18 protein-coding genes and 1 pseudogene are annotated in these 25,489 nt (G+C 45.9%); 5 read left to right on the forward strand and 14 right to left on the reverse strand.

Annotation, left to right across the window (positions count from 1 at the left end):
• Positions 1 to 9: 9 nt before the first annotated feature.
• The gene (locus DIC78_RS06455) at positions 10 to 921 is read right to left on the reverse strand and encodes a diacylglycerol kinase (RefSeq protein ID WP_010333270.1); all 912 of its coding nucleotides are present in this window, start codon (positions 919 to 921) and stop codon (positions 10 to 12) included.
• Positions 922 to 1,299: 378 nt separating this feature from the next.
• Complete coding sequence (gene srfP / locus DIC78_RS06460) at positions 1,300 to 4,449, reverse strand: surfactin resistance protein SrfP (RefSeq protein WP_106021526.1); 3,150 nt, start codon at positions 4,447 to 4,449, stop codon at positions 1,300 to 1,302.
• Between the two features lie 130 nt (positions 4,450 to 4,579).
• Here srfP and DIC78_RS06465 point away from each other — a divergent pair.
• Positions 4,580 to 5,447, forward strand: a pseudogene (locus DIC78_RS06465) (TetR/AcrR family transcriptional regulator); the annotation flags it as partial.
• A 27-nt stretch (positions 5,448 to 5,474) separates the two neighbouring features.
• On the opposite strand, the gene gatB reads toward DIC78_RS06465, so the two are convergent.
• The 3 genes from gatB to gatC are packed head-to-tail and all read right to left on the reverse strand — an operon-like array spanning position 5,475 to position 8,682.
• Entirely contained in the window at positions 5,475 to 6,905 is a 1,431-nt protein-coding gene (gene gatB / locus DIC78_RS06470; protein WP_010333268.1) for an Asp-tRNA(Asn)/Glu-tRNA(Gln) amidotransferase subunit GatB, read from the reverse strand.
• Positions 6,906 to 6,918: 13 nt separating this feature from the next.
• A complete protein-coding gene (gene gatA, locus DIC78_RS06475) occupies positions 6,919 to 8,376 on the reverse strand; it encodes an Asp-tRNA(Asn)/Glu-tRNA(Gln) amidotransferase subunit GatA (protein WP_024120464.1) in 1,458 nt (485 codons plus the stop codon).
• A 15-nt stretch (positions 8,377 to 8,391) separates the two neighbouring features.
• A complete protein-coding gene (gene gatC, locus DIC78_RS06480) occupies positions 8,392 to 8,682 on the reverse strand; it encodes an Asp-tRNA(Asn)/Glu-tRNA(Gln) amidotransferase subunit GatC (protein WP_024120463.1) in 291 nt (96 codons plus the stop codon).
• A gap of 412 nt (positions 8,683 to 9,094) precedes the next feature.
• Between gatC and opuE the strand changes: the two genes are divergently transcribed.
• Together opuE and DIC78_RS06490 are read left to right on the forward strand one after the other, a co-directional pair.
• A complete protein-coding gene (opuE, locus tag DIC78_RS06485; protein WP_103672132.1) occupies positions 9,095 to 10,573 on the forward strand; it encodes a proline transporter OpuE in 1,479 nt (492 codons plus the stop codon).
• A gap of 105 nt (positions 10,574 to 10,678) precedes the next feature.
• The gene (locus tag DIC78_RS06490) at positions 10,679 to 11,377 is read left to right on the forward strand and encodes an MgtC/SapB family protein (protein ID WP_081638247.1); all 699 of its coding nucleotides are present in this window, start codon (positions 10,679 to 10,681) and stop codon (positions 11,375 to 11,377) included.
• A 39-nt stretch (positions 11,378 to 11,416) separates the two neighbouring features.
• Here DIC78_RS06490 and DIC78_RS06495 read toward each other — a convergent pair whose 3' ends face one another.
• The 5 genes from DIC78_RS06495 to pcrB all read right to left on the reverse strand — a co-directional run bounded on the left by DIC78_RS06495 (position 11,417) and on the right by pcrB (position 18,802).
• Positions 11,417 to 12,424, reverse strand: a complete 1,008-nt coding sequence (locus DIC78_RS06495; protein ID WP_174754442.1) for a phosphotransferase enzyme family protein — start codon at positions 12,422 to 12,424, stop codon at positions 11,417 to 11,419.
• 176 nt (positions 12,425 to 12,600) lie between these two features.
• Positions 12,601 to 13,791 (reverse strand): CamS family sex pheromone protein, encoded by a 1,191-nt coding sequence (locus DIC78_RS06500; RefSeq protein WP_127695788.1) that lies wholly within the window; start codon positions 13,789 to 13,791, stop codon positions 12,601 to 12,603.
• A 15-nt stretch (positions 13,792 to 13,806) separates the two neighbouring features.
• Positions 13,807 to 15,813, reverse strand: a complete 2,007-nt coding sequence (ligA, locus tag DIC78_RS06505) for an NAD-dependent DNA ligase LigA (protein ID WP_127695790.1) — start codon at positions 15,811 to 15,813, stop codon at positions 13,807 to 13,809.
• 23 nt (positions 15,814 to 15,836) lie between these two features.
• The gene (pcrA, locus tag DIC78_RS06510) at positions 15,837 to 18,056 is read right to left on the reverse strand and encodes a DNA helicase PcrA (protein WP_127695792.1); all 2,220 of its coding nucleotides are present in this window, start codon (positions 18,054 to 18,056) and stop codon (positions 15,837 to 15,839) included.
• A gap of 59 nt (positions 18,057 to 18,115) precedes the next feature.
• Entirely contained in the window at positions 18,116 to 18,802 is a 687-nt protein-coding gene (pcrB, locus tag DIC78_RS06515; protein WP_127695794.1) for a heptaprenylglyceryl phosphate synthase, read from the reverse strand.
• A 239-nt stretch (positions 18,803 to 19,041) separates the two neighbouring features.
• On the opposite strand from pcrB, the gene DIC78_RS06520 reads away from it, so the two are divergent.
• Complete coding sequence (locus DIC78_RS06520; RefSeq protein WP_127695796.1) at positions 19,042 to 20,619, forward strand: FMN-binding glutamate synthase family protein; 1,578 nt, start codon at positions 19,042 to 19,044, stop codon at positions 20,617 to 20,619.
• Positions 20,620 to 20,654: 35 nt separating this feature from the next.
• Here the strand turns inward: DIC78_RS06520 and DIC78_RS06525 are convergent, their stop codons facing one another.
• From DIC78_RS06525 to DIC78_RS06535, 3 genes are read right to left on the reverse strand one after another with little or no spacing between them, the layout of a single operon-like run.
• Complete coding sequence (locus tag DIC78_RS06525; protein ID WP_014479070.1) at positions 20,655 to 20,969, reverse strand: YerC/YecD family TrpR-related protein; 315 nt, start codon at positions 20,967 to 20,969, stop codon at positions 20,655 to 20,657.
• A 2-nt stretch (positions 20,970 to 20,971) separates the two neighbouring features.
• Positions 20,972 to 21,967 (reverse strand): DUF3048 domain-containing protein, encoded by a 996-nt coding sequence (locus DIC78_RS06530; protein WP_106021518.1) that lies wholly within the window; start codon positions 21,965 to 21,967, stop codon positions 20,972 to 20,974.
• A gap of 26 nt (positions 21,968 to 21,993) precedes the next feature.
• Positions 21,994 to 23,736 (reverse strand): adenine deaminase, encoded by a 1,743-nt coding sequence (locus DIC78_RS06535; protein WP_127695798.1) that lies wholly within the window; start codon positions 23,734 to 23,736, stop codon positions 21,994 to 21,996.
• A 127-nt stretch (positions 23,737 to 23,863) separates the two neighbouring features.
• Between DIC78_RS06535 and DIC78_RS06540 the strand changes: the two genes are divergently transcribed.
• Positions 23,864 to 24,097 carry a YgaP family membrane protein gene (locus DIC78_RS06540; RefSeq protein WP_095714336.1) on the forward strand — a complete coding sequence of 78 codons (234 nt, stop codon included), beginning with the start codon at positions 23,864 to 23,866 and terminating at the stop codon, positions 24,095 to 24,097.
• A 14-nt stretch (positions 24,098 to 24,111) separates the two neighbouring features.
• Here the strand turns inward: DIC78_RS06540 and DIC78_RS06545 are convergent, their stop codons facing one another.
• Positions 24,112 to 25,386 (reverse strand): APC family permease, encoded by a 1,275-nt coding sequence (locus DIC78_RS06545; RefSeq protein WP_127696913.1) that lies wholly within the window; start codon positions 25,384 to 25,386, stop codon positions 24,112 to 24,114.
• Positions 25,387 to 25,489: the final 103 nt, after the last annotated feature.

The following is a 25,489-nucleotide window of genomic DNA, read 5'->3' on the forward strand; positions in this document are numbered from 1 at the left end:
GCCAAGTTTTTAGTCATCCAGCTGTTCCGCTTTCTCTTTCGGCATGACGACGTGAATGTGTCGATACAGATTCACGAATTCGCCCGGCAACATGCCGCCGTACTCGCCGTCCAGGTTCAGCTGCATCTTTTCTGATACATTGACTTTTACGCGGTTCGCTTTTGTATAAATAATGTGCTGGTCGTTGATGTGTTCGCCGCGGAGCGCCATCGATGCGACTCTGATAAATTCAGCAAGGTTTGCTTTCTTTAATATCATCAAATCAAACATGCCGTCATTCAGGCTGGAATCCGGCGCGAGTTTTTCGAACCCGCCGACGGAATTTGTCAGCGTGACCAAAAACAGCATGATTTCACCTTGAAACAGCTTGCCGTCATATTCAATCTCGACTTCTGTCGGACGAAGTGAAGGCAGCATTTCCATACCCTTTAAATAATAAGCAAGCTGGCCGAGCATCGTTTTGAGTTTGCTTGGGACGTCGTACGTCAGCTCCGTCAGGCGGCCTCCGCCGGCGATATTGATAAAATACTGGCCGTTGACCTGTCCGATGTCAATCGGGCGGGCAACGCCGTTAATCACCGTATCCGCCGCTTTTAAAATATCCTCTCGCGGAATGCCGAGCGCTCTGGCAAAGTCATTTGTTGTGCCGACAGGAATCACGCCGAGTGTCGGACGATTGTCTAATGGGGCAAGCCCGTTGACGACCTCGTTGATCGTTCCGTCTCCGCCTGCCGCAATGATTAGGTCAAACTCACGCAATGCCGCTTCCTTGGCAGCGTGCGTTGCGTCTCCCGCGCATGTTGTGGCATGGGTAGAGGTTTCATAGCCGGCTTGTTCAAATTTTTGCAGGACCTGGGCAAGATGCTTTTTAAAGACCTCCCGTCCCGAAGTCGGATTGTATATTATGCGTGCACGTTTCATTATCTCATCATCCTACTTAAGAGTATCCGATCCATTTTTACACTAACAACCTTTAATTATACTATGAGTTAAAAAAATCGCAACAAAATGTACATAATCTTACAGGTGAAAACGCACAAAAGCTCAAAACTGATTCTTGTTTTGAGCTTTTGTCATCCTTAACATTCTTTCAGCTTGATTGAAAACCCTTGTAGTCTAGGAAGGAGGAGCATTGGAGCGGACTTCCGCAGGATGCGGTGACAGCGGCGTTTGAGCAGGATGCTCTAGTTTTTAGCCGCTGGTCTTTTTTCGTGAGCACCGACGCGCAGACCTGACAACGAATGCGAGGGTTTTTCAACAAGCTGAAAGCCTCAGCAGAGCTGAGGCTTTTTGTCATTTTTACTCTTCTTCTGTTCCCGGTTTTTTCTTGCGGAACTTCGCCAATACTTCGTATACGATTGGCACGATCAAGAGCGTCAGAAGCGTCGAACTGATTAAACCGCCGATAACCGTTACGCCGAGTCCTTTTGAAATGACCTGGCTTCCGCCTTCGAAGCCGAGAGCTAATGGAATCAAGGCGCCGATTGTCGCGATGGCTGTCATCAGGATCGGACGGAGTCGTGTGGAGCCGGCTTCTAAGAGCGCTTCTCTCGTAGACAGTCCTTCCGCTTCCTTATGAATCACGCGGTCAATTAAGACAATGGCGTTTGTAACAACGATACCGATTAGCATCAGCATACCGATCATCGCGTTCAGACTGATTGTCTCACCTGATACGTAAAGTCCGACCAGGGCACCGATGATTGTAAACGGCAATGAGAACAGAATCGCAAATGGCGCTAATGCTCCGCCGAATGTAATCACAAGCACGAGGTAGACGATCGCAATCGCTGCTAGCATCGCTAATCCAAGCTTCGTAAAGGAATCCGCGATATCTGCGGAAACACCGCCTGTATCGATCGTTACATTGTCAGGCATGTCAAGCTTATCAATTTTCTTCTGGACATCAACGGATACAGCTGTGACGTTGTCTGATGTAACCTCACCTGTGACATCAGCATACACTTTTCCGTCACGTTTAGACACCGTATCAGATGTTGTGCCTTCTTTTACTTTTGCCACATCACCGATTTTGACTTCTTTGCCGGTCGCTGATGTGATCTTTTTGTTCTCTAAATCTTTGACACTCTTATACTCGTCTTTTTCGGTTTTAATGTTAACGTCAAGCTCTTTGCCGTCTTTTTTCACGGTTGTGAGCGGGTCCTGTGCTGTCTCTGACATTAGGGCCTTAGAAATTTGAGAAGCTGTTAAACCGAGTTTGCTCAGCTTTTCTTGGTCAGCCACAAATGTGTACTCATCATATGTGCTGGAAAGGCCTGAGTTTACGTTCTTCAGATCCTTTTCATCCTTCATGACCTTCTCAATATCTTTGACAGTGTCTTTAATGTCATTTTCTGAATCGCCATACACATAGTATGTCAATTCATTATTATTGCCTGAAGAGCTGAAGTCCTGTGACTTCCATTCTCCCCGGTCAGACTGCTTTTTGATTTCTTTCAGCACGTTGTCTTTTTCTTTATCAAAATTCGGCGTGTCGCTGTCATATTTGATATAGAACAATGCGCCGTTTGAGTCTCCTCCGGCAAGCGGGCTGCCAGAGCCTAATGAATACTGAACCGTATCGACATGCTTGCGGTCAAGCAGGATTTTTTCTGCTTTTTCAGCTTCATCTTCCGCTTCTTTTTTCGTTTCACCCGGTTCAGGGCTGTATGTGATCTGCATCGTTTTTTCTTCCTCTGACGGAAGGTAGCTGGCACCGATTAACGGTACAAGGAACAAGCTTCCGAGCAGCATCAGAACGGCGATGATAGACGTGATCCATTTGTGGCTCAGCGCCCAGTTCAATACTTTTTTATAGATGTTTGCGAGTCTGCCAGGTTTGTGTTCTTTCGCTTTTACAGGCGCTCCCGTTAATGATTTTTTGAACAGGCTGTGTGCGAGCATTGGCACGAGCGTGATCGAAATCAACAGGGATGCGGCAAGCGCAAATACAATTGTTAAGGCGAAAGGAATAAACAATTCACCAATTTGTCCGCCTACCAGTGCGAGCGGCAGGAATACCGCGATCGTCACAATAGTGGATGACATGATCGGTTTAAACATTTCCTTCGTTGCTTCACGGACCAAGGCTTTTCCGCGCAGCGGTTCATCTTTCAGCCTCATGCGGCGGTAAATGTTTTCGATCACAACAATGGAGTCATCAACAACCCGTCCGATGGCAACGGTCATTGCACCGAGCGTCATGATATTCAGTGTGATATCAAGCTGTTGCAGCACGAAAAGTGCGATCAGCAATGATAATGGAATAGAAATAATTGAAATTAATGTTGATTTGATATCTCTTAAGAATAAGAGAATAATCACAATCGCAAAAATAGCACCGAAGATGGCTTTGCTTAACATTGTTTCAACTGACTGTGTGATCGGCTCTGCCATGTCGAGTGTTGCGCTGTAGTTGAAGCCTTTATGGTCTTCTTTGAACTGCTTCAGCTCATCTTTGACATTGTCGGCAACCTCTACCGTGTTGGCATCGTTTGCTTTGATGATGTTGATGCCGATGCTGTCTTTTCCATTTGTGCGGGAAATTGATTCAGCTTTTTTGACATCTTTAATCGTTGCAATGTCAGATAGCTTGACCGTCGGCACGTCTGTGCTTACGCTTTGCTGCGCCTGCGCTGCTGCCTGCGGGCTTTGAGCCGCTTGTGCGCTTTGTGCTGCTGCGGCGCTGCTGCCTGCACTAGATGCAGATGCCGTTGGAATTCTCATATTCTTCAAATCTTTAATGGTTTCAATATCGCCGCTGACGACGACAGATTTTTCTTTATTTCCGAATGTGTACAATCCAAGCGGCGTTGTCACATCTGACCCCTGAATCACTTGCTTAACTGTATCTTCATCAAGGCCATATTCTTTCAGTTTGTCTTCTTTGAAAGAGAATTCAACCTCTTCCACCTGCTGGCCTGATACTTGGACTGAAGCAACGCCTTCTATGCCTTCAAGCTTAGAAACGAGGCTGTCCTCCACTTGTTTTGTCAGCTTTTGCAGATTATCTGAATCACTGGACACGCTCAGCGTCAGAATTGGGAAGGAGTTCAAACTGTAGCGTGAAATGTCCGGGTCTTTCGCGTCATCAGGCAGGCTGACGTTTTCTAATGCTTCAGCCGCTTCTGTTTTCGCTTTGTCCATATCTTTCTCATAATCATATTCAATCATGACCGACGATGCATTTTCATAGGACGTCGACGTAACAACGCTCACGCCGTCCAAATTCTGCACCGCTTGTTCAACCGGTTTCGTTACTTCATCAGCGACTTGGCTAGGCGTCGCTCCCGGATATGTCGTGCTGATTGTCAGGTAGGGCATGTTTACATCAGGAATGGATTCTTGCTTCATATTCATACCCGCGTACAAGCCGGCTGCCGTTACAATAATCGTCATCAGCCATACGGCGAATTTGTTTTTCAGAACGAAATTAATAACGTGATTCATCATATCCTCCATTGTGTTTTTATTGACTGACTGGTCATTCTATATAATACTAAACGGTATAACGCAACATCGTCAACTCATATACCAGAAAATTTTTCTAAATTTTTCAAGGATTAAGGGGAAGCACGTCATGAATGAGAAAAAAGAGAGAATCATAAAAACAAGCATTCGTTTATTTGCGAAAAAAGGATACGCTTCGACGACCATCCAGGAAATCGCCAGCGAATGCGGTATCTCAAAAGGCGCTTTTTATCTGCATTTCAAATCAAAAGAAGCGCTGCTATTGTCTGCCTGTGAATATTACATTGGCATGTCTATGAAAAAAATGCAACAAATAGAAGAGAATCTCGCCGGACAGCCGCCTAAGGATGTGCTGAAAAAACAAATCAGCGCCCAGTTTGAGGATTTTCGCGATCATAAGGATTTTATTGTTCTGTTGCTAACTGAAAATATCATTCCGGAAAATCAAGAAGTAAAGCAATACTTTTACAAAGTCACAGCCGAGACAGATAAGCTGTATCGGAACGCTTTGCTTGCGACTTATGGCAAGGAAACTGAGAACTACCTCTCAGACCTCTCCATCATGGCAAGAGGCATTGTGCACTCCTATATGAATGTGATGGTATTTAATGAAGAAATCAAAATTGATGCAGACAACATATCTGAATTTATCATGGAGAGACTGGATGATCTTGTACAGGGGCTAAGCCGTTCCAGCCTGAATCCGCTCATGCCAAAAGACATTTACAGCCTGGTGCCGGCGGATAAAGGCCAGATCCTTCAGGACATTCAAAAAGTGAAAGAAAACAGCGCATTGCCTGAGGACATCATCGTTTCGCTCGATGTGATCGAGGAAGAGCTGTCGCAGGAAAAGCCGCGCAAGCCGATTATCAAAGGCCTGCTGTCAAATTTGACCGGAAGTGATTTCGAAGAAGTTGAAAAGCTTCGCGCTTTAATCTCTATCTTTATTTCTATTTGATCATAAAAAAGCAGCTCTCCTCATTGCAGAGGGAGCTGCTTTTTTATTAGCGTTTTTTGATTTCTTCAAGCAGGATTTTGTTAACCATCGGCGGGTTGGCTTGTCCTTTGGACGCTTTCATAATTTGTCCGACAAGGAAGCCGATCGCGCGGTCTTTCCCGTTTTTAAAGTCTTCAATCGACTGAGGATTGTTGTCAAGCGCCTCTGTGACAAGCTTCAGAAGCACGCCTTCATCAGAAATCTGCACAAGGCCTTTTTCTTTCACAATCTTCTCAGCGTCGCCGCCTTTTTCAATTAATTCCTTGAACACTTTCTTCGCGATTTTAGAAGAAATTGTTCCTTTTTCAATCAATTGAATCATGCCGGCAAGGCCTTCCGGTGTCAGCGCAACATCAGAAAGCTCTTTTTGCTCAGCGTTCAGATAAGCTGACACTTCACCCATGAGCCAGTTTGATGCTTGTTTTGCTTCAGCGCCTTTTTGAACTGTTTCTTCGAAGAAGTCTGCCATTTCTTTTGTCAGTGTCAGAACCATCGCATCATATGCAGGCAAGCCAAGCTCATCGATATAACGCTTGCGGCGTTCATCCGGAAGCTCAGGAATGCTTGCTTTTACGCGCTGCTTCCATTCATCGTCAATGTAAAGCTCGACAAGGTCAGGCTCAGGGAAATAACGATAATCGTCAGAACCCTCTTTGACACGCATAAGAATGGTTTTCTTCGTTGCTTCATCGTAACGGCGAGTTTCCTGCTGGATCACACCGCCGGACAGAAGAACCTGCTCCTGGCGTTTTTCTTCATGCTCAAGGCCTTTTTGAACAAACGCAAAGGAGTTCAAGTTTTTCAATTCCGTTTTTGTGCCGAATTCCTCTTGGCCGATCGGACGAAGAGAGATATTGGCGTCACAGCGAAGTGAACCTTCTTCCATTTTACAGTCAGACACGCCTGTATATTGGATGATGGACTTCAGCTTTTCAAGATACGCATATGCTTCTTCCGGCGTGCGGATATCCGGCTCAGATACGATCTCGACAAGCGGCGTTCCCTGGCGGTTGAAGTCAACAAGAGAATAGCCGTCGCCTGTATGCGTCAGTTTTCCGGCATCTTCTTCAAGGTGAAGACGTGTGATGCCGATACGTTTCGTTTTTCCGCCGACTTCAATCTCGATCCAGCCGTTTTCGCCGATCGGCTTATCAAATTGAGAAATCTGATACGCTTTCGGGTTGTCCGGATAGAAATAGTTTTTACGGTCAAACTTTGTATCCGTTGCGATTTCACAGTTCAGCGCCATTGCCGCTTTCATTGCGAATTCCACTGCTTCTTTGTTTAGTACAGGCAGGACACCCGGATACCCGAGGTCGATGACACTTGTCTGTGTATTCGCCTCCGCGCCGAATGGCGTCGGAGAGCTTGAGAAAATTTTTGAATTTGTTTTTAATTCAACGTGGACTTCAAGTCCGATTACCGTTTCAAAGTTCAATTCATTTCACCCCTTACAGTTCAGGTTTTGCTTTATGATGGTCTGTCGCTTGTTCGAATGCATGAGCGACGCGGTATACAGTGCTCTCGTCAAAGTGTTTTCCGATGATTTGCAGGCCGAGCGGAAGTCCGTCAGCAAATCCGCATGGCACGCTGATTCCCGGAACGCCGGCAAGGTTGACCGGAATCGTTAAGATATCGTTAGCGTACATTGTGAGCGGGTCTTTCGTGTTTTCACCTATTTTAAACGCAGGTGTCGGTGTAGTTGGTCCAACAATGACATCATATTTCTCAAATACGTCTTCGAAGTCTTTCTTAATCAAAGTACGCACTTTTTGCGCCTTTTTGTAGTACGCATCATAGTAACCTGAGCTTAAAGCGAATGTTCCAAGCATGATACGGCGTTTCACTTCATTTCCGAAGCCTTCAGCGCGCGTTTGCTTGTAAAGGTCGATCAGGTTTTCCGCATTGTCCGTGCGGTATCCGTAGCGGATGCCGTCAAAACGTGCAAGGTTGGCAGACGCTTCAGAAGATGACAGCAGGTAATACGTCGCAAGCGCGTATTTACTGTGCGGAAGAGATACTTCTTCCCATGTAGCGCCAAGGCCTTCTAGAACTTTGAGCGCTGCAAGAACAGATTCTCTCGCTTCTTTGCCGACGCCTTCGCCAAGATATTCTTTCGGAACCGCGATTTTCAATCCTTTGATATCGCCAGTTAATGAAGAAAGAAAATCCGGAACGTCTACATTTGCGCTTGTAGAGTCCATTTTATCAACACCTGAAATGGCTTGCAGCAAGAATGCGTTGTCCTCAACCGTACGTGTAATCGGCCCGATTTGGTCTAATGAAGACGCAAATGCGACCAATCCGTAACGGGACACGCGTCCGTAAGTAGGCTTTAATCCGACAACGCCGCAGAAAGAGGCCGGCTGGCGGATGGAGCCGCCTGTATCAGAGCCAAGAGAAAACGGAACTTCTCCCGCGGCAACTGCAGCCGCAGATCCGCCGCTTGAACCGCCGGGAACCGTATCTAAGTTCCAAGGGTTTTTCGTCAGCTTGTAAGCTGAGTTTTCTGTTGATGACCCCATGGCGAATTCGTCCATGTTCAGTTTTCCGATTGTGACCGCTTCAGCATCTTGAAGGCGCTGAACGACAGTTGCGTCGTAAATCGGGTCAAAGTTTTCGAGAATTTTGCTGGAGCAAGTTGTGCGCAGCCCTTTTGTTACGATATTATCTTTTACGCCGATCGGCATACCGAAGAGAAGACCATGCTCAGAACGGCTGTCAACCGCCTCATCGAGTTCTTTCGCATACGCGCGCGCTTTTTCTTCATCTAATGCCAAAAAGGCTTGTACCTTATCATCTACCGCTTGAATGCGTTTATAAGATTCATCGACCAGGTCAGAAATCTTAATCTCTTTTTTATGTATGAGCTGTTTTAATTCTGTGATTTTGTGATCAAATAATGACATTCTTGTGTCCCTCCTTTAGTCCAGAATTGATGGCACACGAATATAGCCGTCTTTGTGGTCAGGCGCATTTTTCATGACATCCTCAACCGGAAGACCTTTACCCGCTTCATCTTCTCTCATGACATTTTTCATTTTCAGCACGTGAGTTGTAGGCTCAACATGGTCTGTGTTGACTTCATTCAGCTCCTCGGCAAATGAAATGATGCTGTCAAGCTGTTCAGTGAACATTTTTGCTTCTTCTTCAGTAATCGCAAGTCTCGCAAGATGCGCAACGTGCTTTACTTCTTCTATTGAAATTCGTGACATATGATCCACCTCCACATATTTCTCCGTTAAGTCATATAATACTGATCATATCAAAAACAAGCCCTCTAAAGCAACAAAACGCCTTGGGGCGGGCCTGTGTTTTCGAGACAATACCCTATATATTTTATACTAAAAAGAGGCGAAGGAGAAACGAAATATTTTTCTGAAAATTTTTACTTTAATTATTTTTGAAAGCGTTTTAATCTTTATTCCCTTCTAGGTTTGCCCCGGTATTTCCCGCTGACCGTCTATGTTTCATCGCTTGAATGGGTGGGAATACTTTGTTAGGTTAAGTTACCAAGTGCACCTGCAAAAGAATGTCTTTTGTGTCGCACTTGCGCCAGGCTGCTTAACTGGCACCATCAATTTGAGAGGTGATGCAAAATTATTAGAATTGAAGAGAGGGTAAAACGTGAGTATTGAAATTATTATTTCTTTAGGAATTTACTTTATTGCCATGCTGTTAATCGGCTGGTATGCATTTAAGAAAACAACTGATATCAACGATTACATGCTTGGAGGAAGAGGTCTCGGACCGTTTGTTACTGCTTTGTCTGCCGGAGCGGCGGATATGAGCGGATGGATGCTGATGGGTGTTCCCGGCGCGATGTTTGCGACAGGGCTGTCAACCTTATGGCTTGCTTTAGGTCTTACAATCGGGGCGTACTCAAACTACTTGCTGCTGGCTCCAAGGCTGCGTGCTTATACGGAAGCGGCGGATGACGCGATTACGATTCCTGATTTCTTTGATAAACGATTCCAGCATTCTTCATCACTGCTGAAAATCGTATCTGCTTTGGTCATTATGATCTTTTTCACATTGTATACCTCTTCCGGTATGGTATCTGGCGGACGGCTGTTTGAATCTGCTTTTGGCGCGGATTACAAATTAGGCTTGCTTCTGACTACCGGTGTTGTCGTATTGTACACACTATTTGGCGGTTTCCTTGCTGTCAGTCTGACTGACTTCGTGCAGGGTGCGATCATGTTTGCAGCACTAGTGCTTGTGCCGATCGTTGCTTTTACCCATGTGGGCGGCGTTGCTCCGACTTTCCATGAAATCAGCGCTGTTAACCCGAATTTATTGGATATCTTTAAAGGCGCGAGCGTCATTAGCATTATTTCCTATTTAGCCTGGGGCTTGGGCTACTACGGCCAGCCTCATATTATCGTCCGGTTTATGGCCATTAAAAACATTAAAGATTTAAAGCCTGCGCGCCGAATCGGCATGAGCTGGATGATCATTTCAGTTCTCGGTTCCGTGCTGACGGGTTTAATCGGTGTTGCTTATGCCCATAAATTCGGTGTTGCTGTAAAAGATCCGGAGATGATATTCATTATCTTCTCTAAAATATTGTTCCACCCTTTAATTACAGGATTCTTATTGTCAGCTATTTTGGCTGCGATCATGAGTTCCATCTCCTCACAGCTCTTGGTAACAGCAAGTGCTGTGACAGAGGATTTATACCGGACGTTTTTCAGACGAAAAGCTTCCGATAAAGAATTAGTAATGGTCGGGCGTCTGTCCGTCTTAGTGATTGCCGTTATTGCGGTGCTCTTATCCTTGAATCCGAGCAGCTCCATTCTTGATTTGGTCGGATACGCGTGGGCCGGTTTCGGTTCAGCTTTCGGGCCTGCGATTCTGCTCAGCCTGTATTGGAAGCGGATGAACGAATGGGGCGCGCTTGCTGCGATGATTGTCGGGGCTGCGACCGTGTTGATCTGGATTACAACCGGCCTGGCAAAATCAACCGGCGTGTACGAAATCATCCCTGGGTTTATCCTCAGTATGATTGCCGGCATTATCGTCAGCATGATCACGAAGCGGCCTGCAAAAGCCTCTTACCGATTATTCGGTGTCATGGAAAAACTGTTAAAACGCAAAAAATAATCAAAAAGCCATCAAGCGCTGCTTGGTGGCTTTTGTGCCCTTGTTTTGCGATAAATACTGTGAGAAAATCATATTTATTTAAAAACACCATAGATAAGGGGGAAGTTGCTGTTGAGCTGGTATATTGATCCTGACATTTTATTAAAATTAGGCATTGCCACTTTGATTGGCATGGTCATCGGGCTGGAGCGCGAGCTGAAGAATAAGCCGCTCGGGTTAAAAACCTGTATCGTTATCGCCGTCAGCTCATGCATGCTGACGATCGTCAGTATTAACGCGGCATATCATTTCCCTAAATACTACCGCATCATGATGGACCCGCTGCGTCTGCCGGCGCAAATCATCTCCGGCGTCGGGTTTATCGGCGCAGGTGTCATTTTGCGGAAAAGCAACGACGTCATTTCCGGCTTAACCACATCGGCTATGATTTGGGGTGCGGCAGGACTCGGGCTTGCTACCGGAGCGGGATTTTATAAAGAAGCCTTTGCCAGCCTTCTGTTCATCCTGATCAGCGTTGAATTTCTTCCGTGGGCGGTCAGAAAAATCGGTCCAGACCGTCTGCAGGAAAAAGACATCCGCATCAGAATGTCACTTTCTGATAAAGACAAAATGACAGAGATCTTAAAAGAAATGAAAAGAAGAAACATTAAGACACACTCCGTCCGAATCGATGACCTTCATGAAAAAGAATTTCCGATCATGGAAGTCAAAGTCCGTGTTCATAAAAACAGATATACGACCGATGTCTACTATGATATAAAAGACATTGAAGGTGTCGTCGGCGTGAAGTGCGATACATTATAAAAGCCAATGGGGCATTATATCCCATTGGCTTTTTTCGTTCTAGACGAGCTTAGAAAAATCAAATTCTGTGATCGGCGTGCGGTTTTCTATATCCCTTCTGAAACCGGCCAGCATTTCTTTTTCTTCTGCGCCTATTGAGTTAAGATCAAACATTTGATGCAGCAGTCCGTATATCAGCATGTGACGCAGGCGGAGAAAATCAGGTATTCTTTTCAGCCACGAAGCATCAAGATTATTTTCCTCTCTGTATCCGTTCATAAAGTGCGTCATAAATTCCTCTGTAAACACGGCTTTATTTTCATATGGAATGACCGGGTACCACAGCACATTATAAAGGAGAATGCTGATATCATTGACAAACCAATTGTATCCGATGTCATCAAAATCAAATGTTGTGATTTTCCCTTGGTCCCAGTTAAAATTGCCATGGTGGAGGTCTGCATGAACCAAGCCGTAGCTGTCCCTGCTTTTTGGTAATTGGCGCAGTTCATTCATTAGCTCATCCGCCTGCTGAAACACCTGTGTCTGGTCTTCCGGCACGTATTTTCTAAGCATCAGCTGCTCTTCTTCATCCCACTCCTGTCTTTTAAAAGCAGGATTTTTGAGCTTGTAGCTTTTTGTCAAGCTGTGCATTTTCCCTGTGTATCTGCCAAGCTCAAAAAATAGGGTTTCATTCCAGTCGGATTCGTCCACTTTGTGCCCCGGCGCCTTCTCATAGGCTCGCAATAAAAATGCTCCGCCGTTTCCGTCAGGGACTTCTTCAATCTCTGTGCCGTTTAGCGACGAAATCGGTTTTGCGACTGAAAGCCCGCCTTCATCCAGATGACGGAGCCATTCCATTTCACCCATCATATAATCAGCCGACCTGCGAATTGTATGGGTAACCTTTAAAATATAAGGTTCATTATCTTTTATAAACTCATATACATAGTTTTCGGCATCAGCCAGAAAACGCACCTGATTTCTTGAAAAACCGTATCTCCCCGCAGCCTCTGCCAAAACCTTCTCCTCACGAAATACTTTCTTGATTTCTTTATGCACGTTTATCTCCCTTTCTATGCCTTTGATTTCTTCTATTGTTTTTACACGATTTCCAGCATCAACATACCCCCATTTGGTTTTTGTTTCGACAGAAGCGGAAATGATTGCGGTTTCCTTATACTGTTAATTGTAACACAAAAAAACCCTCGAGCCTTAATTGGCACAAGGGTTTTGCATGTTTATCAGTCATAAATGTGAACAGTCGGCTCTTTATCGCCAGCATCGCGGAGAATGACCGCTTCCTGTCCGTCTGAGGATGTAATATCCACTTCGAGATCTAGTGAGCTCTTTGAGTAGTAGTCCATGACTTCACCCGTTAAGAACTGGGTAAACGCGACGACTTCACTCTTTCCGTAGAATTGCATCGGAATTTCAATTTTCATTTTCTTCATTTCATCGTTTTCATACAGGGCCGTTCCGACAACACCTGTGTAGTTCGGGAAGTAGTTGTCAATTGAGTTTTTGAACCGTTTAAAAACTTCAGTATCATCAGGATATTTCTCTGCAGTGCTCGTATCGGCCGGATAAAAGACGTATTTTTCATTTACATCGTCCCAGTTTGAAATATCAGAGGAGCCTGCTTTGACTTCTGTTTTGGCGATAAAATTGCCGGGAACGATTGATGTTTTGGACGCCTGTTTGTAAAGCGCAATCGTAATCGGCACATTTTTCAGGTTGTCTTTTTTGCGAAGGCGGTTAATGACCTCCTGCGCGATTTTTTCTCCCTGTTTACGGAGTGTGCTGTTGTCAATCTCCACTTCTTTTTGAGGGTCGCCTGTTTTTTCACGGTAGTAATACACTGAATTTAACGCCAAGCCGATCATAACGCCGCCAAGCTGGATGGAATTCTTGTCTTTTCTGACTAAGTAATCATGTTCCAGCATAGAAGCTAAATAAACCGGACTGCTTTCGTTTTTCTCTTCTGTTGAGCCAGAGCTAGGGAGCGCTGGGTTCAGACCTTCGTTTTTAAAGTTTTTATCTTCTTTTTGGGCTTTTTTCAGATCAGAGCCTGTTTTTTTCCGAGCAAGCCAGCTTAATACTGTATCTTCATCTAAGTATTGTCCTTCTTGGAACAGATAATCGTCTGTCAAGAAAGAGTCCTGGGCAAGGCGCATCAGCCCCGTTTCAAACTCATCAATATCAAGTCTTGTATTCAGCTGTTCCGTTGTCAGGCCGCGTGCTTTCCCCGCTTTAAACGGAAGCACCATTTTGTAATAGGAGTCAGAGATATTGTATTTCGGGATAATCGCTTTTTCTGACGATTTCGCCGTTTTTTGCGTAATCTCTTCCTCCTTCTTCCCCCCAAAACCTGACGAACAGGCAGACAGCATTAACACTGCCGCCGTTGCCGCCATTACCAACGTCTTTTTCAATAGAAAACACTCCTCTTATTTCTTTAGCTCTCCCATTAACTGTTCTTCATTCCACACTTCAATGTTCAGCTCTTGCGCTTTTGACAGCTTGCTTCCCGCCGCTTCTCCGGCGATGACCAAGTCTGTGTTTTTGCTGACGCTTCCAGTCATCTTTCCGCCGAGCGCTTCAATTTGCGCTTTCGCTTCGTTTCTTGACAGCTCTTCCAGCTTTCCTGTCAGAACGATGGTTTTGCCTGCAAAATAGGAATCGCTGTCCTCTGCTTTTACTTTTTTCGGACCTTTATAAAGTGTGTTTACGCCCAGCTCCTCAAGCTCTGCCAAAAGCTCGAGCATTTCTTCTTTATGGAAATAGGTGATGACTGCGTCAGCCATTTTTTCACCGATTTCATCTATTGCAAGAAGCTCCTCTATGGTGGCTTTTTTCAGATTATCCAGGCTTTCAAAGTGCATGGCGAGCGTCTTTGCAGCCTTCGAGCCGATAAAGCGGATGCCAAGGCCGAATAACAGGCGCTCTAATGAATTTTCCTTCGATTTCTGAATAGAGCTGATCAGGTTTTCAGTTGATTTTTCGCCCATGCGTTCGAGCTGAATCACCTGTTCCTTCGTCAGCTTATACAGATCTGCCACATTTCGGACGAGATTCTCCTGAAACAGCTGTGTAATGACTCGTTCGCCAAGCCCGTCAATGTTCATGGCATTGCGGGAGACAAAATGAATCAGACCTTCTCTGATTTGTGCAGGGCATTCAGGATTGATGCAGCGAAGTGCCACTTCTCCTTCAATGCGGACGAGTTCACTGCCGCATTCAGGGCATTCTGTCGGCATGCTGAATTCCTTTTCTTCCCCTGTCCGCTGTTCAACGAGAACGTTCACGACTTCAGGAATGATATCTCCCGCTTTTTTGACGACTACCTTATCCAAAATCCGGATATCCTTCTCTCTAATTAAATCTTCGTTATGAAGGGATGCTCTTGAGACCGTTGTCCCGGCTACTTTTACCGGCTCAAGAATCGCGGTCGGCGTAATCACACCCGTTCTTCCGACATTTAATTCGATATCGAGAAGCTTTGTCACGACTTCTTCTGCAGGAAACTTATACGCTATGGCCCAGCGCGGGCTTTTCGCCGTAAAACCAAGCTCCTCCTGCTGATCAAGGGAATCCACTTTGATGACGATGCCGTCAATTTCATACGGGAGATCGGCGCGTTTCGCCTGAAGCTCATCGATCATCGCAATGACTTCTTCTATGCTGCCGCATTTTTTCCGTTCCTGGTTCGTTTTAAAGCCGATGTCGTCGAGAAAATCAAGTCCTTGGCTTTGTGTCTCCACACCCATTTCGTCAAGCTCCGCTATACTGTAGACGAAGATATCGAGATTTCGTTTCGCCGCAATTTTAGGGTTAAGCTGTCTGAGTGATCCCGCAGCGGCATTGCGCGGATTTGCGAACGGTTCTTCCTCGTTTTTGATCCGTTCTTCATTGAGCGCTTCAAACGAACGCTTCGGCATATACGCCTCGCCGCGCACTTCAATCGAAAGGCTGCGTTTCATTTTGAGCGGGATAGTACGGATCGTCTTCAGATTTTCCGTAATATCCTCTCCCGTCGTCCCGTCGCCTCTTGTCGCGCCTCTGACAAAATAGCCGTCTTCATAACGGAGAGAAACAGCAAGACCGTCTATCTTCAGCTCCACATTATACGCCACATCATCACCCACGGCCTGTCGCACACGGCGGTCAAAGTCGCGGAGATCGTCAGCATTAAACGCGTTGCCCAGACTGAGCATCGGCGTGCCGTGAGTGACTTTTTGAAACGCATCAAGCACAGCGCCGCCGACACGCTGTGTAGGAGAATCAGGCGTTCTGAGGTCTGGATGCTCCTCCTCAATCGCAATCAGCTCCTGCATCAATCTGTCGTATTCGGCATCCGGGACGCTCGGTTCATCTAAGGTGTAATATTCATAGCTATACTTGTTGATGGTGCGGCGCAGTTGTTCTGCCCGCTGCTTCGCTGTTTCTTTGTCCATCTGCTTCTTCCTTTCCTCTTCAATTACTGCTTTTCTATTGGCGCGAATGCCGCTAACAGGCGTTTCACACCGATCGGGCTCGGGAAGGCAATATCGAGTTCGGTCCCTTCTCCTTCGCCTTTCACGCTGACAACGGTTCCTGTGCCCCATTTTTTATGCCCGGCTTTATCTCCGACAGCCCAGCTTAGGGTATCGCCGCCTGTTTTGCTTGCGTAGGACACCGGACGGGAAACAGGGCCGCGTCTCGGCTGCATTTTTCTCGCAGACGGCGCTCTCGTTTCTTTTTTCTCATTTAGGTTTTCCAATAAATCATCTGGAATTTCACCGATAAAGCGTGATTCCGGGTTCATGTTTGTTCTGCCAAACAACGTGCGCATTTTTGCGTTGGTCAGATAAAGCTCCTGCTCCGCTCTTGTAATGCCCACGTAAGCGAGACGGCGTTCTTCTTCCATCTCTGCTTCTTCCATCAGTGAACGGCTGTGCGGGAAGACGCCTTCCTCGAGTCCCATAAGGAAAACAACCGGGAATTCCAATCCTTTTGCGGCGTGCAGCGTCATCAGCGTGATCGCATCCGTGCCGCCGGATTCTTCCTCTTTCTGGTCGAGCTGGTCGATATCAGCGATCAGTGCCAAATCAGTCAGGAACGCAACGAGTGTTTTGTCTTCGCTTTTCTGTTCAAAGTTTTTCGTTACAGACAGGAACTCGTCGATGTTTTCTAAACGGCTTTGGGCTTCAATTGATTTTTCAGCCTTCAGCATTTCTCTGTATTCGGTTTTATCGAGAATTTCTTCGGTCAGCTCGGTAATTGATAAATAGTCCTGCATGTTTGTCAGGTTCTCAATCATCTGTCTGAAGCTGTCGAGCGCGTTTGCTGCCTTGGCGCTGACGCCAATGAAATCAACCTGCTGAATCGCTTGGAATAGTGACAAGCCGTTCATCGCGGCATATGAAGCGATTTTTTCAAGCGATGTGGCGCCGACCCCGCGCTTCGGCACATTGACAATACGCGTGAAGCTGATGTCATCATCCGGATTGGATACGAGACGCAGGTACGCGAGGATGTCTTTGATTTCTTTTCTGTCATAGAACTTTGTGCCGCCGACAATGTTATAGTTCAGGCCCGCTTTGAGAAGCGTTTCCTCAATCACACGGGATTGGGCGTTTGTCCGGTACAAGATGGCGATATCCGACAGCTTCCGTTTGCCGGAGTTATGAAGCTCATAAATCTTCCCGGCAACAAATTGTCCTTCACCGAATTCATTGTCTCCGCGGTAATAGGAAATTTTAATTCCTTCATCGTTTTCCGTCCATAGATTTTTCGGCTTTCGGTTTGTATTGTTTTGGATCACTTCGTTGGCCGCGCGCAAAATCCGTTTTGTCGAACGGTAGTTTTGTTCAAGCAAAATGACGCTGGCATTCGGATAATCCTTTTCAAAGGAAAGAATGTTGGCAATGTCCGCCCCGCGCCATCTGTAGATGGACTGGTCGGAGTCGCCGACAACACAAAGGTTTTGGAAACGCTCCGCCAGCTGCTTCACGAGCATGTATTGCGCTCTGTTCGTATCCTGATACTCATCGACGTGGATGTATTGGAATTTGCGCTGATAAAACTCAAGCACTTCCGGAATACGGTCAAACAGTTTAATGGTCGTCATAATTAAGTCGTCGAAATCAAGCGACTGGTTTTTCAGCAGTTTTTTCTGATAATCAGTGTATACATCGCTGACGACCTGATCATAGTAGCCGCCGGCAACCTTAGAAAATTCCTCAGGTTCGGTTAATTCGTTTTTCGCACTGCTGATCGTGCCGAGGATGCTCCTCGGATCAAATTTTTTCGGATCGAGGTTGCGTTCCTTCAAAATTCCCTTGATGACTGAAAGCTGGTCAGCCGTATCAAGGATTGAGAAATTGCGGTTGATCCCGATGCGGTCGATATCTCGGCGCAAAATCCGCACACACATGCTGTGGAACGTGGAAATCCAGATATCATCCGCCCCGGGCCCGAGAATGCTTTCCACACGTTCTTTCATTTCTCTGGCCGCTTTATTTGTAAATGTGATCGCCAGAATGTTCCACGGCGCCACATGCTTTTCCGCCATTAAGTAAGCGATTCTGTGCGTCAGGACACGCGTCTTTCCGCTTCCCGCTCCCGCCATCAGCAGCAAAGGCCCGTCCGTTGTTTTGACAGCTTCCTGCTGAACGGGGTTTAATCCGCTTAATAGTTGATTGCTAATGTAATTCAAAATTCGTCACCCGCCTATACAAACATATGTTCTATCATAAACCAAATCCGTACATTTCGCTACTCGCCTTTGACAGCCGCTACTGTCTTCAGCGCTTCATCAAAATCCTCATACACAGCGTTGCCTACCACAATGACATCCGCGTGCTCGGCATACTGTTTCGCCGTCTCCGCATCTTTAATGCCGCCTCCGTAAAACAGGGTGGACGTTTCCAATACAGCCTTCGTTTTCTTCACGGCTTCTATGTCCCCAAGAGCGCCGCTGTATTCCAGATAAAAAATCGGAAGCTGCAGCAGTTCAGACACGCGCGCATAGGCGATGATATCGTCATGATTCAAATTGGTGTCCGCCTCCGTTAAAGCCGCGGCTTTGCAATCAGGATTTACGATACAGTAGCCCTCCGCCACGATTTCTTCCATCGCCATCAGTTCTCCATATTCCTTCATGGCTTTCTGATGCATTCCGACAATCCAATCCGGATTTTTGCTGTTTAATACACTCGGAATAAAATATAAGTCAAAGCCAGGGACAATCGCTTCAATCGCAGACACCTCAAGGACACACGGCACCAAAAACCGTCTCACCTGAGACAGCATCCGCAGGACATTATCCTCCGTTACACCGTCGCTTCCTCCGATAATAACCGCATCAGTCCCTGACTCACAAAGCATCTCCAGCTGTTCATCAGGCAAATCTTTATTTGGATCGAGTTTAAAGACATGCTTCCACTCCGTTACATCGTACACGTCATCCGTTCCTCCATTCGTTTCTTACCATTTAAACATTATAACAAATTCACATAGCGCGGAAAAACGGAAAAAGCCGTCATTCTCTTTATTCACTGAAAAAGGTGTTTTGATTCTATTTCCGCAGAAAAAAAGCGGCTGTTCCGCTCTCTTTTTATAGAAAAAACACAGAAATATTTTCTATTGTTTGGAAACGCCCCAACAGTGGAAATGGTTACATAAAAAAGGGAGGCTGACAGATGGAATACATCATTATTGCACTTATTGCATTTATCATCGGGATCATCGTTATCCCCATCGCATTGTTTGTCTGGATCTACATAAAGGACGAAAAACAGCAGGAGCATGCAATCCTCCGCAATTATCCTGTCATCGGAAGGTTTCGCTATATTTTTGAAAAAATCGGACCGGAGCTGCGGCAGTATTTATTCAGCAATGACAATGAGGAACAGCCTTTTTCACGAAAAGAATATGAGCAAACAGTCATATCAGGAAAATACAAAAGCAGAATGATGGGGTTCGGATCGGTAAGAGATTTTGATCAACCGGGCTATTATATCCGAAACGCCCTTTTCCCAAAGCAAAAAGAAGAATTGCGTATGGGCCAGTCTCCGAAAATCGAAACCCACATCTATAAAATCGATTCGGACAATCTGTTCAGACGCAGCGAACATGCCGAACGTATCAAGGCTGATCCGTATTTTCTCCATCCTGATGATGTTCAAGTCATCGGCGGGAGTACATGCGAAAAGCCTTTTTATGTGAAGGGATTAGTCGGTCAATCCGCCATGAGCTACGGTTCACTTGGAGAGCGCGCCATTACGGCGCTGTCAAAAGGGCTGCACCAGGCGGGCGGCACTTGGATGAATACCGGTGAAGGCGGATTGTCTGAGTATCACTTAAAGGGAGGTGCTGATATCATCTGCCAAATCGGCCCCGGTCTATTTGGCGTACGCAATAGAAAAGGGGAATTTTCGTGGGAGGAATTTAAAAAGAAAAGCCGGCTAGATCAAATTAAAGCGTTTGAGCTGAAGCTCGCACAAGGAGCCAAAACCCGCGGCGGACATGTGGATGGCGCTAAAGTATCAGAAGAGGTGGCAGACATCCGGAATGTCGAACCCGGAAAGTCAATCGACAGCCCAAACCGCTTTCATGAATTTTCAAGCGCGCCTGAAATGCTGGATTTTATTGAAAAGCTGCGAAACGTCGGTCAAAAGCCGGTCGGCATTAAAATTGTTGCAGGCCAGCCTGATGACTTGCATGAGCTTTTTTCTTATATGCAGAAAAGCGGAAAACATCCTGATTTTATTACGGTAGACGGTAGTGAAGGCGGTACCGGCGCTTCCTTCTATGAGCTTGCCGACACAGTTGGCCTCCCGATTATGACGGCGCTCCCTATCGTTGATACGCTGCTCAGACAATACGGCTTGCGTGATCGTATGAAACTTTTTGCTTCCGGAAAGCTGCTGACCCCTGACAAAATCGCGGTCGCTTTAGCTCTGGGCGCTGATTTTGTCAACATTGCACGCGGCATGATGTTTTCAGTCGGATGCATCCGCGCCCTCGTATGCCACACCAACACATGCCCGGCAGGCGTTGCGACCACAGATCCGAAGCTGCAAAAAGCGCTGAGCGTTGAGGAAAAACAGCACCGCGTCTGCAACTACGTCATTTCGCTGCGTGAGGGGCTGTTTAATCTGGCCGCAGCAGCCGGGATCGATTCGCCGGTTCATTTTTCCAAGGAGCATGTTGTCTATCGAAAAGAGGATGGCAGCACAGTTGACATCGACAATCTGATTGAGAAAATTGTTTCATAAAAAAAACGCCCCTTGCCAGACGGCAGGGCGGTTTTTTATTTGGAAGAAGACTCTGTTTCATTCTCCTTCACACGGTCAAGCGCCATTTCATATGCGTCATTTCCATAATTTAAGCATCGTTTCACTCGGGAAATGGTCGCTGTAGAAGCGCCTGTTTCTGTTTCAATTTTATGATACGTGTTTCCTTCGCGAAGCATACGCGCCACTTCAAGGCGCTGAGCCAGCGATTGAATTTCGTTAATTGTGCAAAGATCATCGAAGAACCGATAACATTCCTCCAGGTCTTTCAGCGATAAGATCGAGTTAAATAACTGGTCCAGTTCTTTGCCGCGTAATTTATCGATTTGCATCGTTACACACCTTCTCCTTTACTAATGGAAGCCGCATCGAGATCAGGCACGATATTTATCCATGTCTTTCCTGGCACAAACGGCAGCCATTTGCCGTCTTTTACCGGCACAATTCTTCCGTTTACATTTTTCCAGTCTGCTTCAATGACGTTTCCGTGCTGAAACAGCAGACCCTTACCCCCTGATTCTATGTCGATGTCACGCCTTCCATCTTGGTCAATAATATGATGGCTGGCTTCAACAATGAAAATATTTTGCATTGCAACCGGCTTTCCGGTCTCCCGGTCTGTCGTCATGACACCATCAGAGCTTCTCTTATAAGCTTCAGTTTTTTTATCATAGTTGTATTCGACAAGATTTGTAACGTTTTTTGTTCCATAATCTACCCGAATATTATAAGATTCATTTACAGGTTTTGCATCTGATGTTTTAAACAGCATTGGATCTGTTTTCTGCTTCAGCTCATATCCCTTTTGTTCAGCCGCCTTTTTTATGTACTGATAAGACGTGTAAGAATTGTGGGGCGGTTCGCTGAAATCAGCTCTCCAAAATAAGCTTCCGTCAAAATCCAATCCATTAATATAATCGGCAGCTCCGGATTCCAGCTGCTCCTTGGCGCCGGGACTCCAGCCGTGATGGACAAATATGCTGTCAAAACCGTTGCTGAGAGTGACGAAATATTCCCGCGCACTCCGCACAGGTCCGACAGTTTCAGGCATCTGGCTTTGAAAAATGGCCAGAAACCTTGTGATTTGGCCTTCGGCAAGCGCTTCTATGACAATGTCGGCTTTAGACAGTCCTGATTGCGGCCTCGCCTTCGGGTGATTGTTCACCATGACAGCAACAGGCCTGCGTTCAGTCACCTTCTGCTCAGTCTCCAGTCCCGTCAAAGGAGCTTTCAGCTTCTTTGTGTGATCAGGGACAGCGTCCTTCTGCTGGCAGGATACTAGCAGGAAAAACGCGAAACACAGTACGCAAACTGTCATCCATTTTTTCATATGTCGGCTCCCCGCTCTTTTATATTTTAACGCATTATCGATGGAAAGAGTACAGTTTTTTTCATCACGTCGAAGATTCCTCTTGGCGTAATGCGTATATACGGGAGGTGCGTGCTTTGCAAAAAGAGCAGCGTATAAACCGGATCACAATACTCATAGCCTCTTTCAGTCAAAAGATCTCTCAGCTTCTGTTCCTTTTCCAGCACGATGTCATACGATTCCGAAGAAGCGCATCCGCACAGTGAAAGCGGAATTTCGTGAAGGATTTTTCCGTTTTCCGCAAGCACAATTCCCCCGCCGATTTCTTTCATGCGGGAGAAAGCAAGCAGCATATCCGCTTTGTTTTTTCCAATCGCGACAATATCGCCCGTCGTCGTAAAGGAGCTCACAAATCCCTGCACACTTGAGGCAAATCCTTTTATCATCGTATTCACGCGCCATTTCCCATGTCTGTCAAGCATCGTTAAATAACTTTCATCATGGTCAAATGAAAGCTGTTCGACCGAGTTGTCGATCTCAATGATATACGGCTCCATAATCACCGCATTCCGCATTTTTACGCCCATCGGCATGGAAAACTGCAAATCATCCATCGTCATATCATATGAAAGCTCAAGCGGGACAAGACCGCCTTTGTTCCAGTTCGTATGTGGAAACGCATTCATATCACGGCCGTCTTCACGCAGAATTTTGCCTTTTGACAGAACGGTTACCGGATTCGGCTGCAACGGGTCCTCAAGGATATTCAGTGACGCAAGTCTTCCCGGTCCGACAACGCCTAAATAATCATCCATTTGGTAATACTTTGCGATGTTAAAGGATGCCATATTGTACGCATCGATTGCCGGAACCCCTTCTTCCAGGGCAATCCGGATAAGCTCGTTTGTCATGCCGCCTTTATAGAAATTAGGCGTAGCGCCGTCTGTTGTGTAAAAAAAGTGGTCGTAGTAGCGGAAGCCCTTTTCATGAAGCTCCTGCAATATATTTCTTAAATCAGGGCGAATGGACGAATTGCGAAGTGATACATAATAGCCCAGTTCCAGCCTTCTCATCACTTCATCACCTGTCATGGCTTCATGATCACAATCCGCTCCGAACAGCTTCATTTTTGTAAGCGTTTTATCTGATGCGCCGGGAAAATGCCCTTCTATGCGTTTCCGCTGTTTTTTTGTGGCCTGCATACAGTGAAGCATTAAATCATCGCCATCTACAAGACGCGGCCAGCCAGTCATTTCTCCGCCTTGAATGACATCCGGATGTTCAATCCACTGCTTTCTGACGTCAAACGGAAGAACGTGATCCTCGTTCAAAACCTCGGTCTGCAGGTCATACCGTGACCACCAAAAATACTGAACCGGAAGCTTTTTGAGTTCGTTCAAAATAGTAAGCGCTTTCTTTTTTCCGCTTTGCAAAAGCAAAAATAAGTTATCATTTACGAATGTCGTTGTACCGTACTGAGACACATATTCCGCCAGCGTTTGGGGATTATATATTTGAAAAGGATGTGCGTGCGGTTCGATATAGCCAGGCACAATGTATTTTCCTTCACAATCAATCGTATGAATTTCTTCGGTTCTATCCGGAAGTTCATGACCAACATAAACAATACGGTCCTGATAAATCCAAATGTTTTTTTTCAGCCATTGTTTTACATATGGATTTAAGACGAGAGCATTCCGTAAAAGGAGCGTTGGAAGCAGCTTAGAGTCTACAACATCAACCTGTGCCCTGATGTCTTTGTTTTTCCAGTTAAAGGTGCGTTCGGACATTCACATACTCTCCTTTACATGTATTAGACTCATGTTATCACATCCTTCTCCATCACGCACGATAAAAACGTTACAAATTTTTGAAGGTTCAATTAAAAAACTTTTTTAAGTAAAAGGAGCAGATTTCATGAAACCAAACATCAGTCTCATCAATGCCGTCTTCCGTATCGCCTGCGGACTGACAATTATGTCAGCTGCCAGCGCCAAGTATACGAAAAAACCTTGGTGCAGAATGCATCTGTTCTGCATCTTTATGGGCGCCATGAAGGCAGGTTCAGGCATACTGCGTTTCTGCCCTGTGACCTATATGTTTCAAAACAGCACTGGTGAAAACCATGGACAGGATCATCAAGAATCGTAAGCAAAAAAGCTTGATCATAAAACGTGATCAAGCTTTTTCTCAGTATATCCCTTTGTCTTCATATAGAAAAAACCAACAGCCGCAAACGCAGCCGGATACAAGAGAGCCCAGCCGCTAAATAAGTAGATCACTGTACAAAGAAGAAGCGCCCCCAAAGCCATCCACCAGCCTGAATCCTTCCAGTTCAGCAGTTTCAGCGCTGCCGCCATTGTGCATATGTAAGATGCGATGAATGCTGAGCTTGGTCCTTTCAGGAGCGTTGTCAGATCAATTTGAAATATGCCGTTTGCCATAAGAACGAAACCAAACACGAAAGCCAGCGCTGTTAATACACAGACAGGTGTATGTTTTGTATGACTGAGCTTCCCGAAATACCCGGGAATATGACCTTCTCTCGCCAACGCATAGACCATCCTTGAAAACCCTGCAATGTTGGCATGAATGGTGGCGAATGTAATAAAAAGAGCTAAACAAGTCGTTACATATACCCCAATATCCCCTGTACCTTTTGATATGAGCATCGTCAGAGATGCGATTTCTCCTTTTTCTCCATATGCATGAGTGCCTACAGTGACAAACGATAGCATGATATAAAGCACCGCCACACAAGCTGCCGCCAAGAATAAACTGATTGGAACATCCTTTTCCGGATGTGTAAACTCTTCAGCTAATGGGGTAATCATTTCCCAGCCTACAAAAGAAAAAAAGATGATGACAGAAACAGAACCCGCGGCAAACCAGCCATGCGGCAGAAAAGGCTTAAATTCAGCTGCTTTAACGTGAGGCAGTGAAACAGCAACAGAAATGACAAGCAGCAGAAGAATGACACAGATGACGAGTATGCTGATGTTTGCTGATAATTGAATGCCCCTGATATGAAGCAAAATGGAGATCGCCAGCATACTTGCTGCAATGCAAGCAATCTGCCAATCCGAAGCCTGTGTGACGTAGCTGACATAATGTGCTCCAGTCAAAGCGATCACTGGCACACCGATCGGAACCGATCCCAGCATGATCCAGCCCAACATGGCTCCGGCTTTTGGCCGAAAAGCAAGCTGTACATAAGCCGTGATCCCTCCCGCGCTTGGCGCCATTCTGACAAGGCGCGCCAGTGTGCCTACGAGCAGAAATGATAAGAAAGACATAAATCCCCAAACCAATACAGAAGCGGGACCGGCAGCATCAGCCGTGACAGACGGAAGGATTAAGATCCCGCAGCCTAATACGGCCCCGATCGTTAATGCCGCTCCTTGAACCCAAGTAATCGAACGCTGTAATTCCGGCAAAATGATGCCTCCTCTCATGTTGATGGCTTTATTATAGAAAAAAGATGACGACACTTATATGCTACAATTAAGCTAAAACAACAACATCACCTAATCATAAAAGGTA

The organism is Bacillus halotolerans, assembly GCF_004006435.1.
Taxonomy (GTDB): Bacteria; Bacillota; Bacilli; order Bacillales; family Bacillaceae; genus Bacillus; species Bacillus halotolerans.